Genomic DNA, 13,864 nt, shown 5'->3' on the forward strand with positions numbered 1-13,864 from the left:
CCTATTTCATCCAGACATAGTTGTGACTGTATGGAATACCCATAGCAGATTCCACGATATATTGCGCATTCAATGTGTTATTGATTTCTTCGTGGAAAAACGCGCGCGAACGTGACGCCCAGTGCCTGCGCTGCGCATCGTCCGCGTGGAACTCGACCAGCTTGGCGAGTAAATCGTCCTGGTCTTTGAAGTACACCAGCGTTTCGTCTGGCATAAACTCGTCGAAGCGGGCGGCGGCGTTGGTGAATACCAGGAGCCCGTTGCCTGCCAGCTGGGCGATACGCGCAGACGAGTACCACTGGTAGCCTTCCTGCCGGTTCAGGTTGAGCCCCATTTTGCTCTTGGCGAGCATGTGGTCGTAATCCCGCCCCCACAGTGTCGGCTGTCCAAACATACCGGGTGTGCGGAAATTAAAGTCCGCGGGCAGATGGTCGCGCAGGTGCTTCACCAGTACGCCGCGATCCGTGTGGTCGAGCGCCTTGCTGCAAAATAACAGGTCTACCTCGAGGTCGGCGTTGGCGCTGTTGTCTGCACTTTCCACAGAGGGGTCTACGGGGTTGGGCATATGCCAGAGCGAGGCACGCTTCCCTTCATAGCGCTTGAGCTCTTCCACGCCGGTGGAGACGAACATGGCGTCTGCTACCTCGCAGCGCCGTGCGATGCTGTCGGAATTGCGCGGAATAAACAGTGGATCGTTATTGCAGGCGGCGATCACCGTGTTGGGGCGCATACGCCGGATTTCTGCAAACGTTTCATTGCCAATAATGTCGCAGTGTCCAAAGATCACCAGATCCGGCTCGAAAGCTTCCACCGTTTGCAGCAGGCGCTGATTGGCTTTTTTGCGACCCAGTTCGCGAATGCGCAGTGGCGCTTCAAAAGCGGCGACGTCGCGATCACTGAACGCCAGTACGTTGTGTCCAGCGCGCACCAGTCCGGTGAACAGTTTGATCGCCCAGCTTACCCGGGTGTGTCCATACTTACGTTGCTGGTGGTTGTCGACGTGGATAATGCGCATAGGCGGGGACCTTCGATAGGGCTGGTAGGGCTGGTCGCGGCAGATGCCATCTGCGGATGTCGGGGCGTGCCGAAAGCGTGCTGGCAAGCGTGATAAGCTGCTGCAGGATTATACGGTACCCCCCCGGGGGTTCAATAGCTCCAGAGCATGCGATAGCATGGCGCGACTTTTCCGGAGGGCTGCGGTGCAGGCCCTCTCAACCAACGGGTCACAGAGTTTGCGGGGGCATCATTGCAGCTGAATATCTGGCGATTTGTCGACGGCAACCGCGCCCATGAAAAGCAAAGCGCGGCTCTGTTGAGCGGATTGCGTGAGTGCCTTGGCGAAGACGCGGTGGTGTCCCATGATATTGGCCGCGACGAGTGGACCATGTTGCCCTGGCGCTCCCCCAGTAAGCGTTTGCGACAGTTACCCGCCCCGCAGTTTATTATCGGCGCCGGTCACCATTGCCACTGGCCCATGTTGATGGCCCGCCGGGCATTTGGTGGTCGCACCGTTGTCATTATGCGTCCCTCCCTGCCGGTCTCCTGGTTTGATTTCGCCATTATTCCGGAGCATGACCGTCCCGCTCCACTCGCCAATGTCATTCTCAGTCAGGGCGCGTTAACGGAGCCGCTGCCTCGCGACAACGTCCGGGCGGGTCGCGGATTGATCCTGCTGGGTGGGCCCAGCAAGCACTTCGCCTGGGATCCGATTGCAGTGCGCAATGCGCTCAGCAAGCTCCAGCAGCAACCGCTGCAATGGGTGGTGTCTGACAGCCGACGCACGCCGGAGGGCGCGTTGCGCAGCTGCACCAGTGCAGATGCCGAGTTATGGCACTGGGAGGACTGCCCGCCGGGCTGGATCGCAGAACAGTTGTCGGAGGCCGAACAGGTATGGGTGACCGGGGATAGTATTTCCATGGTGTTTGAAGCGCTGCAAAGTGAGGCGCGAGTGGGCATTATCCCGCTGCCCAGTCGCCGGAGTACCAATAAGGTGAGGGCCGCGGTGCAGCGTCTGGTGGACCAGGGGCGCATCAGTGACCGTGTCGGTGTGCCGGGGCCAAAGTTGCCGCCGCTTTCCCAGCAGGTAGTTTGTGCGCGCGCGCTGTTGCGGCGCTGCGGCCTGTGCAAGGGTATTGATCATGAGCAAGAGGGAGCGGCATGCGATGAGTGAGCCGCGCCTGCGCATCTGTCATCTGTTTACCAGTCAGGAAACCGGTGGTCTGGAAAAGCACGTTCAGGAGCAGTGCCGCTGGCAGCTGGCCAATACCGGAGCCGAAATTTTCGTCATTGCCCATTCGCGCTACCGCGACCTGTTCCCCGCGCAGGTACATTTCCTACCGCTCAATACCGATCGGGGTCGACGTAACCCGCGGCTATTTTTGGCCCTGTTGGGAGAGATCCGTCGTCGCCGGTTTGATGTGGTTCACGGTCATGGTGGCAAGCCGGCTTACCTTTTGCGTTGGCTGCAGCCGCTGATATCCGCGCGCTGCGTCATCACGCGTCACAACACGCCCAACCCAAAAGATAACATCGCCCAGCATTTCAGCCGGCGTATCGCCGTCAGTCACAAGGCCGTCGAAATTTCCAGGCTGGACTGGACCATTATCCCGAATGGTACAGAGCTGCCAGCGCCGACGGGTCAACGGCCTGAAGCGCTGGATGCGCGGCATCCCGCAGTCATCTCCGTGGCCCGACTGGTACCTGCCAAGGGGATCGATTTGCTGCTGGAGGCATGGGCCCGCACAGATACCGGCGAGGCCGTGTTGTATTTACTTGGCGATGGCCCGGAGCGCGCGTCAATGGAAGCGCTGGCGGAAACGTTGGGTGTCGACAAGTCTGTGCGGTTTGTCGGATTTACGCGAGAAGTGCCGGAATGGTATCGCGCGGCCGATTTACTGGTGATTGCCTCGCGCTACGAGGGTGGCCCCTATACGGTTGCCGAAGCCCTGCTGGCAGATTGCCCTGTCGTTTCCACGGAGGTCGGGTATGTTGCGGAGAATATTCCGGCGCGCTGGCTGACGAAAGAAAACACCGTTGCGGGCATCGCCAGTGTACTCGGTGATGCGCTGGCCAATCCGGACGCGCTTCGGGAAAGCTATCAGGAGGCATTCCGGCGCGCTGGCCAGCGCCTGACGCTGGATGCCATGGCGCGGGATACCTGGGCTGTTTACGGCGTTACGGGCCAGGACAGCGGGGACGCATAAACGTCGGTGCGGCCCGGCAACCGCGAGTGATGAACGCCATCAAGCGCCGCGGCTCTGGCGTTCCGCTTCTTTCCAGGGGATGCTGCGGTCAGATACTTCCCAATGTACCCGGCGCCACATGCGGGAGATCCGACGATGGATGTAGTTGGTGGCCGCCGTGTCAGACATCTCTGCCAGGGGCAGGAAGCTCGCGCTGCCGAGTCCATCGATCAACACCAGCTCCGGCTGTCCCTCGCGCCATTGCACCACCAGGTTGTGGGGCAAAATATTCTTGGTCAGTACGCGCGTTTCCAGTAACCAGCTGGCGAAGCGTTCAATGGCACCGCGAATAGTGTCGTCCAGGCCGTTATCGACGAGATAGGTTTCCAGTGTTGGGGCCGGCTCACCGGCCTCATCGAGAATGAGCTCGGACACCGCGCCGGCGCCCTCGCTGGTCTCATGGATGCCGTGCCAGCGCGCCAGATGGCGCCACACCGGACTGTCTTCTGCCGCGCCGACGACCGCACGTTGCGCATAGCCATCCGCTTCGCGTTCGTTGTCGTCAAATTGGCGATCATTCAGCAGTTTTTTGTACCAGGGCGCACGACCGCGCAACTCTGCCAGGCGACCCGGGCGCATGACTTTGACACACAGGTGCTTGGCCTGCGGATGTCTGAAGCACAGGCGATTGCCACCACTGGCGAAAGGTTGCTGGCCACTCAGGTCGATCACGCTCAGGCCTTCTCGGAGGGTTGCGGTTTTTCGAGGAGGTTCTGGTAGACCTCCATGGTTCGGCGTACCAGTGTACTGAGGGTGAACTCGCTGTCCAGTACGGGGCGCGCATCGCTGTCCAGTAATTCGAGTGTGCGTTCTGCGAGGGCCTCCTGGTTACCATTTTCGACAATGCCGCGCGGAAAGCAGGCGCGTAAAGACTCCGCCGGACCACCGACGTCATAACCGATGATTGGCGTGCCAATTGCCGCCGCTTCAATTACGGTGCGGCCGAATGGTTCCGGCCGTTTGGACAGGTTGTACACCAGCGCGGATGCTTTGTACCAGTAGCGGATGTCACTGCGATGCCCGACAAAGGTTATCCGGTCGGCAACTCCCTCGCTTGCAGCAAGCTGGTGGAGTTCACTCTCGTAGTGTTCCTTGTTTTTCTCCGCCCCGCCGAGGATGACACCCTGAATGTCGTGGCGCGCCTGCTTGAGACGTCGCATCAACTGAATGAAATCCTCCTGTCCTTTCCAGCGCGTCAGTCGCCCGGGCAACAGCAGCCAGCGCTTGCCGGCGAGGGATGGGAATTCCGCTTCAACGGTGCTGCGCCAGTCGGGGGGCGGCGTTAGCCCGCTGAAAAATTCAGACGTGTCGACGCCGCGGTAGATGACGACCGGGGGCTTTTGCAGGTCTGGCGCGTAGTTGGTTTCGAGGTAATCACGCACGCACTCTGAAATCGCGATGACTTGCTCTGTTCGCGCCATAATTGCGCTGTAGCGATTAACCGAATAGAGGCCATGCGCAGTGCTGACCAGTCGCGGGCGGTTACTGGCCGGGAGCTTTTTCCAGGCGAGGTAGGTGAGCCATGCCGGCACGCGTGAGCGGACATGCAGAATGTCGGGGCGTTCCGCCTCGATCACGCGACGGAGGGGACGCACTTGCCACAAGCTTGCCAGGGATTTCTTGTGTACGGGCAGGGTGATATGGCGAGACCCTTGTGCCTCGAGTTGCGACACGAGGCCGCCGCCACTGGAGACCACCAGTGACTCATGGCCCGCCTCGACCAGTGCCCGGGCGAGGTCCAGGGTACCCCGTTCAACCCCGCCGGAATTCAGCGCGGGGAGCAGCTGCATGATTTTCATAGCTAAACTCGCGAAGGGCTTGAAAAAAGATGCTGTAGGCAGGGCAATGGCGCGCCGTCTACGGCGGGCCGCCGTGACAATCCAGCGCGCCGGCATTATAGACATCGCCAAACTGGAGGTATAGGCTGACAAAAGCCACGTTTGGTGCTGGGAAGCACTTCGACTGTCAGGAAGCAAAGTTGTAGACGTTGGGATTCGATTTGGAAAAAGTTCTAGATATCTGTATTTGCACCTGTGCGCGGCCTGAAGAGCTTCGCCGCGCATTGGTGAGTTTGTCTGCGCTCGGGTTGCCACAAGCAGCGCGAGTTATTGTCACCGTCATTGACAACGAGCCGGGCCAAAGAGCGCGCGCTGTGGTTGATGACATCGCCCGAACCTTCCCGCTCACATTGCACTATGTCCACGAGGTTCGTCGCGGTATTCCGTTTGCGCGCAATCGCGCCCTGCGTGCGGCGCGGGAGCACGGTGCGGATTATCTGGTGTTCCTCGACGATGACGAATGGGCATCTCCGGACTGGCTGCTGAACCTGTTTGGTTTTGCCCAGGGGCTCGGTGGCCGGGCAATTGTCTGTGGCAGTGTGATCAGTCTGTTACCGGAAGCCGTGCCGGAATACTACACAATGTTTTTCTCGCGCAAGCGACGGAAAACCGGTGAAAGGCTGCAGTACTGCGCGACCAACAACGTATTGATACCCCTGTGTGTCGTCGACGAAATGGGCCTGTCTTTTGACGAGTCGCGTCCGTTTGCCGGGGGCGAAGACGTCATGTTTTTCACCGAGGCTGGGCTCAATGGTGCGGAAATTGTGCACTGCGCAGAAGCGGTTGTTTACGAGACGGTGCCGCCTGATCGGGCGACCCTGGGGTGGCTGTCACGACGCAAATATTCGGCGGGTATTACTCTCGCCCGGCAAAAGTGCCTGGCGGGGAGGCCGGCGCTGGGGGTAGCGGCATCGGCGACATTCCAGATCCTGTTCTCCGGATTGATCTGCATCCTTGCCCTGTTGCCCGGTGGGTACAAACGTCGAACGCGCGCCTGGATGCGGCTCTGTCGAGCGGCGGGGATGTTATCCGGTGTATTCGGCGCAGAGTCGGACTTTTATCGCGCGGCCGAGTACCAGGGCTAAATCTCTGTAGCACCTGTCGCTGCGAGACAGATGTTCCTGCGTTAGAATCTTCCCGGGGCAGAGTCCGTCTGTCCGAAGACCTTATCTGAGCCGGAGCATTCCCAAGACGCGATATGCAGTTTATTTACACCTGGGTACTGCGCCTGACCTTACCGTTGGTTTTCCTGCGCCAGTGGTGGCGCGGTCGCCAACAACCTGAGTACCGCCAGCGTTGGCGCGAGCGACTGGGGCGCGCACCGGCGCGCGCCAGCAGGGCGCCTTTGGCCTGGGTGCACTCGGTATCGGTTGGGGAGACCATTGCCGCAGTGCCCTTGATCGAGGAACTGGCTGCCCGTCATCCCGACTGGCAATGGCTGGTGACCACAACAACACCCACGGGCTCTGAGCGCGTGGAGCTGACGCTCAAGCCGATGCTGGGCGGTCGCCTGCTGCACTACTACCTGCCGTATGACCTACCCGAATGCCAGCGACGTTTTTTGCGTGGCCAGCGTCCCTCGTTCCTGATTGTGATGGAAACCGAGTTGTGGCCGAACCTGTTGCGCCAGTGTGAACTCGAACAGGTCCCGGTAATTCTCGCCAACGCGCGCTTGAGTGCGAAGTCCGCGCGGGGTTATGCGCGCTTTGCCCGCCTGACGGCCAGTATGCTGTCGCGCCTGACCCGTGTGGTGGCCCAGTATCGGGCTGACGCGGAGCGGTTCGTCCAGTTGGGGCTGCCGGAATCCCGCGTGGCGGTCAGTGGCAATATCAAGTTTGATCTCACCATTGGGCTCGGCCTTGCCAGTGAAGCCCAGGCGCTCGCACACCAGTGGGGTGGTGGTGACAGTGGGCGTCCGGTCTGGCTTGCCGCCAGCACTCATGCGGGTGAGGAGTCGCTGATTCTGGATGCGCACCGCCAGCTGTTAGCCAAGTATCCCGATTTGTTGCTGGTGCTGGTGCCGCGTCATCCGCAACGCTTTGACGATGTCGCCCGTATTGCGCGCGAGGCGGGCTTTCGCGTATCCCGGCGCAGTGATGGCGCGGTACCCGATGCCCGTGACCAGATTGTACTGGGCGACTCCATGGGAGAGCTCCTGAAGTTTTATGGGGCGGCCGACGTGGCATTTGTTGGTGGCAGCCTGGTGTCTGTCGGTGGCCACAACATGATTGAGGCGGCGGCCTGGGGCGTGCCGGTGGTCAGCGGTCCACACCTGCACAATTTTTCCCGTGTGGCGGAAATGCTGGTTGACGCCCGTGCCATGGTCGTCGTGAAAGATGCCCCCCAGCTGGCGAGTCAGGTGGCTTACTGGCTGGAGCATGATGAGGAACGGCGGTCTGCGGGTGCCCGCGGACAAAAGGTCGCGACCGAGAATAGTGGCGCGCTGGCGCGCTTGCTCGAGGAAGTCGAGGGCGTTGTTGCCCCGGAGAGGGTGCGCTGACCCCATCCCGATGTGGACAGGAAGGGGCCGTACGCCGGCGCGTTATTTGCCTTCGTCGACGCGCTCGATATCAATACTTTCGGTGGTGCCATTGCCGCCACCGGGCTGCATCACCGCACCCAGATAGGCCAGGTCACGGGAGACCGGCTTGCCCTGGTTCAGGCGGGTATCCAGGTCCTGCAGATCGACCGGGGCGAGGATGCCCGCTACGCGCTTCAGGCGCAGGGTGTTGAGGATGTAGCTGTACAGGGACGCGGAATAGTCGCGCTGGGCCTGGAACAGGGTCTGCTGGGCCAGCAGTACGTCAACAATGTTACGGGTACCCACTTCGTAGCCGGCCTGGGTGGCATCCAGTGCACTGCGTGCGGAGATAATTGCCTGTTCACGCGCATTGACCCGGGACACGTCCGTAACCACCGAGCGGTGCAGGGCGCGGGTGTCCTGGATGGTGTTACGCTCGGTCAGGTTGCGTAGGTCGTCAGCCTGGAAGGCCAGGTTACGGGCTTCGCGGCGCTGTGCGCTGATGCGGCCGCCAGTGAAAAATGGCACGTTCAGTGTGACCGCAGTGACCGTTGTTTCGAACTCGATATCAACCGGATTGTTGCTGATTTCAAAAAGGTTGGGATTGTCCGGGTCGGGTCCGCGGGTTTTGGAATCACCGGTGCGGTCGAACCGCTGGTAGCTCACGGAGCCCGTCAGGGTCGGCAGATGCTCGGCGGCAGCGGAGCGTGCATTGTAGCGCGCGGCTTCCGAGTTCAGGCGCGAGGCTTTCAGGTCGAAGTTATTGGTCAGGGCAAAATCGACCCAGGCGCCGCGTTCAATGGGTGTCGGCGGGGCAACCACGAAATTGTTTTCCAGCGGGGAGATCATGTCGTGCTCGACACCGGTCAGCACTGACAGCGCGTCAAAAGACGTCAGCAGGATGTCTTGCGCGTCATACAAGCGGGCGACGGCACTGTCGTGTGCGGCGCGGGCATCGTACACATCGGTAATCGCGGTCAGCCCCACTTCAAAGCGCTGCTGGGTTTGCTCCAGCTGCTTGGCCAGCGCCTGTTCTTCCGCCCGGGCGGTTTCCAGGTCGTCGAAGGCGCGCAAAATATCGAAGTAACTGTTGGCCACCCGCAGCATCATTTCCTGCTGGTCGGCGCTGAATTCCGCGGCGGCGCGCTCGCTGACCATCTTGCTGCTGCGATAGCCAAACCAGGCACTCACGTCGAACAGCGCCTGATCCAAGCGAGCGGAGTAAGTGCGCTGATCGGTGTCTTCGTTGTTGGTGGTGGCAACCGGCAGACTTACCACATTGTTGATCTGGGTGGTGCTGAGGTTGGAAGACGTATTACTTTGTTCGGCGCTGCCGTTAATTTGTGGCAGCAGGGCAGAGCGACCAATGTTCTTGGCTTCGAGGCCCGCTTCATAGGCGGCGCGGTCTGCCGCCAGTTGCGGGTCGTTATCCAGGGCCTGGATATAGATGTCCCACAGCGTGTCAGCCTGGGCCTGCATGGCACCGAAGCCAATGACGGCTGCGGCGAGCAGTTTCTTTAGGGGGCCCGCTTTGCGAGCGGACGGGGCAACTTCATTGTTTTTCATCAGTTTCAATTTCCTGAGGCAGGTCTTCAAGCGGCGCTCCGCTCCGCCAGTCTCCCCACTGGCTAGGTTGTCGCGGGAGTGTACCGCGACGGCGACAGAAGCGTCGAGGCGACGGTCGCGGCAATATGGTATATCTTCGTTAAACTGAAGCGAATGTGCGGTTACTGGTATTTGACCCGCGATTCGCAGCAGCGGTGGACCTGGCCGGAGCGACAGTCCCCTGATTGACGCGGCCAAGTCGGTAAATGGATGCAGCAACAGCGCTGCTTTCTCGGCAGATTGTACTCCGGCCATGCAGCAGCACCCTTCCTCCGACCCGAAACAGCCCCCGCATTTGAGGCAGCGCGCCTGCCACGAGTGTGATCTCGTGCTGGATATCGCCCTCGCGCCCCCCGGCAACAAACTGCGCTGTCCGCGCTGCGAGGCCACCCTGCACCGCAATCCGCGCCGGGGTACCAGCCATACCGCAGCGCTGAGCCTGGCGGGTTTATTGTTGTTCATTCCTTCCTCAACCCTGCCTTTGCTGAGTTTTTCCGTCTTTGCCGTGAGTGCAGAAACTACGCTGTTCAATGGTGTGCAATCCCTGTTCCGTGACGGCTATTACTTTATGGCGTCACTGGTGCTGTTTTGCAGCGTATTGGCGCCATTGGCGAAATTCCTCTTACTGGGCTTTATTTCTACCGGTTGCCACTGGGCGGCAATGGATCGCCCTGTGTCATTTGCTGTGCGGTGGTACGAGCATCTGAAGGAATGGGGCATGCTGGACGTCTACATGCTCGGGTTATTCGTGGCGCTGGTCAAAATGGATGACCTGGGACGTATGCATATAGAACCTGGACTCTACTGTTTCGCGGCGATGATGCTGGTGTCGAACCTGACTCAACTGAGTTTCGATCAGCAGGCGGTGTGGAACCGGATGGAGCGTCGCCGCCTGGCCTCGGTGCGGGAGGCACTGTCTTGAGCGACGGTAATGCAAGGAAAAATGCGCCACCCGTCGCCTGCCTGCAGGGCCGTACGGCCTGTCTCAGTTGTCACGCCCTGGTAAAGCTGCCGCCGTCCGGACGCTGTCACTGTCCCCGGTGTGGCGGCATTGTGCATGTGCGGATTGCCGGCAGTATCGCTTTGACCTGGGCCCTGACGATTACCGGTTTTCTGTTGCTGCTGCCTGCCAATCTGTTGCCCATCATGAACGTGATCTATCTTGGCGCGGGAGAACCCGCGACCATCGTCAGCGGCATCATGCAGCTGTACGAGGTAGGGCTGTGGGGGATTGCGGCCATCGTGTTCGTGGCGAGCCTCGCGGTGCCGCTGATGAAGTTGGTGGGGCTGGTGTTGTTGCTGCTCAAGGTGCAGACGGGCCTGCCCATGGATCCGCGCCAGTCGATGCAGCTCTATCGGGTGGTTTCTGCGATCGGACGCTGGTCGCTGCTTGATCTGTGCATGATTTCGATCCTCATGGCGCTGGTCAATATGGGGTTTATTGCCAGTGTCGAGGCGGGGCCGGGCAGTACGGCCTTTGCCGCAGTTGTGGTGGTCACCATGATGGCAGTGCGCAGCTTCGATCCACGCCTGATCTGGGATGTCGAAGAGGGAATTGGCCCGGGCGGGGAACGCGTGCGCCAGTCCGCGGGTGGAGACGGGCATGCCTGAATCCGGTACCGAGGCCAGGCCTCCGGAACGACCCAGTGAGCCCCACTATGCTGCCGAAATTCGACGCAGCCGCGGGCTACCGTTGATCTGGATCTTGCCGCTGGTCACCGCAATGATTGCCGCCTGGCTGCTGTACCAGGAATACACCGAGGGAGACCTGCGCGCGCATATCCTGTTTCAGTCCGGTGAGGGCCTGATGCGCGGCAAGACGGTAGTCAAATATGCCGGCGTGGAAATTGGCGTCGTCCGGGACTTTAAGCTGGTGCCGTCCGCGGAAGGCCTGAATGGCGGTGATGGGGTGCTGGCGGAGATCGAATTCAATCGCAGTGCGGAATACCTGCTGGTGGAAGGCACGGAGTTCTGGCTGGTGAAGCCCGAATTTTCGATTACCGGCGTACGCGGTCTGGAGACCTTGTTGTCTGGCAACTATATCGCGATGTCGCCGGGCAGTGGTGCCAGTACGCGGGAGTTTGTCGCGGTCGAAAGGCCACCCGCCAGTGTGCGTGGCGAGGGTTTGCGCGTCGTGTTAAAGGCACCCCGGCTCGGTTCGCTGAACCGCGGCTCACCGGTTTACTACCGACAGCTGCGTGTGGGGCAGATCGAAGATTACCACCTCAGTGCAAACGACAATCTGGTCGAGGTCGACCTGTTTATTCACCAGGAGTTTGCCCACCTGGTGCATCGTGGCAGCCGCTTCTGGAATGTGTCAGGCCTTTCGGTGGAGGGTGGCATCGGCGGCGTGACCATCAATCTCGAATCCCTGGCGGCCCTCGTCGCTGGCGGCGTGAGTTTCCATACACCGGAAAATCAGCGCCAGTCGCCCCTGGCGGTGGATGGTGCTGAGTTCCGCCTCTATGACAGCTTTGCCGATGCAGATGCCGGGATCAAGGTGAAGCTGAATTTTGATCGCGGCGTCAATGTCCAGCCCGGATCCACGACGGTGGTTTACCAGGGGGTGCAGGTCGGCAAGGTCACCGGGGTCAAGGCAAGCCGGGAGGCCAAGGGCATGCAGGTCGATGTGCTGATGGACCCGATTACCGATGATCTGCTGAGTGAGAACACACGGTTCTGGATGGCAGCCCCGACGCTGGATATCTCCTCCGGCCTGGGTGGCCTGTTGCAGGGCAACCGGATCGAGGTGGACCTGCGGCGCGGCAATCGCTCAGTGCGCAGTTATGCCGCACGCGCCTCGGCACCGCAGCGGGACCCGCGGGTGCCAGGCCTGCACTTGCAGCTGACTGCCCGCTCTTCGGGCTCACTGACACGGGGCGCCGGTGTGTATTATCGGCGTATCGAGGTGGGTAAGGTCCAGGGGATGGAGTTGAACGAGACCGGAGATGGCGTCATCGTCTATGTGGTCATCGAGCCCCACTATGCACACCTGGTTACCCGAGGCGCGCGTTTTTGGAATATCAGCGGTTTGCGTGCCAGCGCCGGGTTGAGCGGGGTCGAAATTGAGGCGGACTCCTTGTTGACGCTGGTGCGCGGGGGCATTGCCTTTGGGGTACCCCGGGGCGAGGAGGGGGGATCGGCCGCACAGAATGGCGAAAATTATCCCCTGTATTCGAGCCGTGAAGCGGCGCTGGAGGAAGGCGTACGGATACGGGTTTACCTGCCGGATGCGTCCGGGCTGCGGGAAGGGTCTGCCCTGCGCTACAAGGGCGTGCAGGTCGGAGAGATTACACGCCTGCGACTGGGGGCTGACCTGACCAGCGTGCGGGCGACGGCGAAGCTGTATTTGCGTGGAGAGAAGTTCGCGCGCAACGGCACGCGTTTTTGGGTGGTGTCGCCAAAAGTTGGGCTCGAGGGCGTCGCCAACCTCGAAACCCTGATTGGCGGTCGCTATCTTGCACTGGAGCCGGGGGATGGCCCGGTACAGACCGAGTTTACCGCGCTGGCCGAGCCTCCCGAGCAGAACCTCGCGGAGACCATGATGCAGCCCGGTTTGACCGTTATCCTGGACGCCCCGCGGCGCGGTTCCCTGTCGGCAGGGAGCCCGGTGTATTACCGCCAGGTACAGATTGGCGAAGTGACCGGCTTTACGTTGGGGGAACTGGCAGACCGCGTTTACATCTATGTACATATCGAGCCGTGTTATCAGCCACTGGTGCGGGAAAATACGGTGTTCTGGAATGCCAGTGGCGTGGATGTGAACTTTGGCCTCCGTACTGGCGTCACAGTCAACACCGAATCAGCGCAGGCCCTGATCGCCGGGGGACTCGCGTTGGCGACGCCCGAGGCGGGATATATGGGGCGCGAGGTTGAATCCGGGAGCCACTACCCACTTTATCCGAAGGCAAAGCCCGAGTGGTTGTTGTGGAGTCCTAAAATAGAAATATGTAGCGGTGTCGGTTACTCGAAGTAGCCCGGACGCGTCGTTGGTAAGGGCTCTCCTCGATCGGGAGCCAGCGGAATTTAGCGAAAAGGAATGACCATGTGGAAATTGATCGGCACTGTTTTGGGGTTGGTGCTCTTGGCCGCTTGCTCCTCCACCGAAGTGGAACGGATTGATAACGGGCAGGTTCCGGTGGGTTTCTCTACCTATGCCTGGGGAGTAACGGCGCTCGCGGAAGTGCCGGAGGCCTCCGCGCAATTGGTGGAACTGGATGATGAAATGCGCGGCATCGTCGCGGGCGAGATGGCGGCGCGCGGATACCAGCAAGTGATGGATCCCACGCAGGCAGATATGCTGGTGAATTATCAGGTTGCGGTGGTTGAAGAAGCGTTTGAGTCGGAGGATCACAGTCCCAGCTGGGATGCCCAGTTCGACAGCAATGCCCAGGCCGGCGTGGTGGAACTGCCTACCCGCACGGATGCGCCGCGGGTAAGCCTGACCCTGGAAATCGGTCGCCAGAATGGTCCCGCTATCTGGGGGGGCAGTGCCAGCAAATTGATGACCCGTCCGGAAGACAAAGGCCAGCGTCGCACCATCGTGACCGATGCCGTTCGAGAACTTTTACGCGACCTGCCAATGGCGGCATACTGACCGCCTGGAACCCCTTGGACCGGAGAGAATCCGGCAGACTAGAGCCGTTGGCACGGAGGCC

12 protein-coding genes are annotated in these 13,864 nt (G+C 60.7%); 8 read left to right on the top strand and 4 right to left on the bottom strand.

What is annotated here, in order from left to right; genetic code table 11:
* Window position 1: 1 nt before the first annotated feature.
* Window positions 2-1,015 carry a glycosyltransferase family protein gene (locus ACXAD0_RS05230; RefSeq protein WP_475087304.1) on the bottom strand — a complete coding sequence of 338 codons (1,014 nt, stop codon included), beginning with the start codon at window positions 1,013-1,015 and terminating at the stop codon, window positions 2-4.
* A 231-nt stretch (window positions 1,016-1,246) separates the two neighbouring features.
* On the opposite strand from ACXAD0_RS05230, the gene ACXAD0_RS05235 reads away from it, so the two are divergent.
* Both ACXAD0_RS05235 and ACXAD0_RS05240 read left to right on the top strand, forming a co-directional pair.
* A complete protein-coding gene (locus ACXAD0_RS05235) occupies window positions 1,247-2,170 on the top strand; it encodes a mitochondrial fission ELM1 family protein (RefSeq protein WP_475087305.1) in 924 nt (307 codons plus the stop codon).
* Window positions 2,139-3,203: a glycosyltransferase gene (locus tag ACXAD0_RS05240; protein ID WP_475087306.1), complete on the top strand. Its 1,065-nt coding sequence runs from the start codon at window positions 2,139-2,141 to the stop codon at window positions 3,201-3,203. Before ACXAD0_RS05235 ends, ACXAD0_RS05240 begins: the two co-directional genes overlap by 32 nt.
* Before the next feature lie 39 nt (window positions 3,204-3,242).
* Here the strand turns inward: ACXAD0_RS05240 and ACXAD0_RS05245 are convergent, their stop codons facing one another.
* Window positions 3,243-3,914, bottom strand: coding sequence for a YrbL family protein (locus ACXAD0_RS05245; protein WP_475087307.1), 672 nt, complete (start codon window positions 3,912-3,914; stop codon window positions 3,243-3,245).
* A 2-nt stretch (window positions 3,915-3,916) separates the two neighbouring features.
* Window positions 3,917-5,041 (bottom strand): glycosyltransferase family 4 protein, encoded by a 1,125-nt coding sequence (locus ACXAD0_RS05250; RefSeq protein ID WP_475087308.1) that lies wholly within the window; start codon window positions 5,039-5,041, stop codon window positions 3,917-3,919.
* Window positions 5,042-5,241: 200 nt separating this feature from the next.
* Between ACXAD0_RS05250 and ACXAD0_RS05255 the strand changes: the two genes are divergently transcribed.
* Both ACXAD0_RS05255 and waaA read left to right on the top strand, forming a co-directional pair.
* A complete protein-coding gene (locus ACXAD0_RS05255) occupies window positions 5,242-6,165 on the top strand; it encodes a glycosyltransferase family 2 protein (protein ID WP_475087309.1) in 924 nt (307 codons plus the stop codon).
* 113 nt (window positions 6,166-6,278) lie between these two features.
* Window positions 6,279-7,580, top strand: a complete 1,302-nt coding sequence (gene waaA, locus ACXAD0_RS05260; protein ID WP_475087310.1) for a lipid IV(A) 3-deoxy-D-manno-octulosonic acid transferase — start codon at window positions 6,279-6,281, stop codon at window positions 7,578-7,580.
* Between the two features lie 42 nt (window positions 7,581-7,622).
* Here waaA and ACXAD0_RS05265 read toward each other — a convergent pair whose 3' ends face one another.
* Window positions 7,623-9,167 (bottom strand): TolC family outer membrane protein, encoded by a 1,545-nt coding sequence (locus ACXAD0_RS05265; protein WP_475087311.1) that lies wholly within the window; start codon window positions 9,165-9,167, stop codon window positions 7,623-7,625.
* A gap of 292 nt (window positions 9,168-9,459) precedes the next feature.
* Here ACXAD0_RS05265 and ACXAD0_RS05270 point away from each other — a divergent pair, with 292 nt between their 5' ends.
* From ACXAD0_RS05270 to ACXAD0_RS05285, 4 genes are all read left to right on the top strand, one after another.
* Entirely contained in the window at window positions 9,460-10,128 is a 669-nt protein-coding gene (locus tag ACXAD0_RS05270) for a paraquat-inducible protein A (protein ID WP_475087312.1), read from the top strand.
* On the top strand, window positions 10,125-10,817 hold the full coding sequence (locus ACXAD0_RS05275; RefSeq protein WP_475087313.1) for a paraquat-inducible protein A: 693 nt from the start codon (window positions 10,125-10,127) through the stop codon (window positions 10,815-10,817). Before ACXAD0_RS05270 ends, ACXAD0_RS05275 begins: the two co-directional genes overlap by 4 nt.
* The gene (locus ACXAD0_RS05280; RefSeq protein WP_475087314.1) at window positions 10,810-13,182 is read left to right on the top strand and encodes a PqiB family protein; all 2,373 of its coding nucleotides are present in this window, start codon (window positions 10,810-10,812) and stop codon (window positions 13,180-13,182) included. The genes ACXAD0_RS05275 and ACXAD0_RS05280 overlap by 8 nt, the downstream gene beginning before the upstream one ends.
* Window positions 13,183-13,251: 69 nt before the next feature.
* Entirely contained in the window at window positions 13,252-13,803 is a 552-nt protein-coding gene (locus tag ACXAD0_RS05285; RefSeq protein ID WP_475087315.1) for a DUF4136 domain-containing protein, read from the top strand.
* Window positions 13,804-13,864 lie beyond the last annotated feature (61 nt).

The sequence above is a fragment of the Microbulbifer sp. ABF4_148 genome, assembly GCF_056158985.1.

Excerpts from the sequence above, each read along its gene's own strand:
- ACXAD0_RS05230 (WP_475087304.1), bottom strand. The coding sequence starts at position 1,015 with ATGCGCATTATCCACGTCGACAACCACCAGCAACGTAAGTATGGACAC.
- ACXAD0_RS05240 (WP_475087306.1), top strand. The coding sequence starts at position 2,139 with ATGAGCAAGAGGGAGCGGCATGCGATGAGTGAGCCGCGCCTGCGCATC.
- ACXAD0_RS05250 (WP_475087308.1), bottom strand. The coding sequence starts at position 5,041 with ATGAAAATCATGCAGCTGCTCCCCGCGCTGAATTCCGGCGGGGTTGAA.
- waaA (WP_475087310.1), top strand. The coding sequence starts at position 6,279 with ATGCAGTTTATTTACACCTGGGTACTGCGCCTGACCTTACCGTTGGTT.
- ACXAD0_RS05265 (WP_475087311.1), bottom strand. The coding sequence starts at position 9,167 with ATGAAAAACAATGAAGTTGCCCCGTCCGCTCGCAAAGCGGGCCCCCTA.
- ACXAD0_RS05270 (WP_475087312.1), top strand. The coding sequence starts at position 9,460 with ATGCAGCAGCACCCTTCCTCCGACCCGAAACAGCCCCCGCATTTGAGG.
- ACXAD0_RS05280 (WP_475087314.1), top strand. The coding sequence starts at position 10,810 with ATGCCTGAATCCGGTACCGAGGCCAGGCCTCCGGAACGACCCAGTGAG.
- ACXAD0_RS05285 (WP_475087315.1), top strand. The coding sequence starts at position 13,252 with ATGTGGAAATTGATCGGCACTGTTTTGGGGTTGGTGCTCTTGGCCGCT.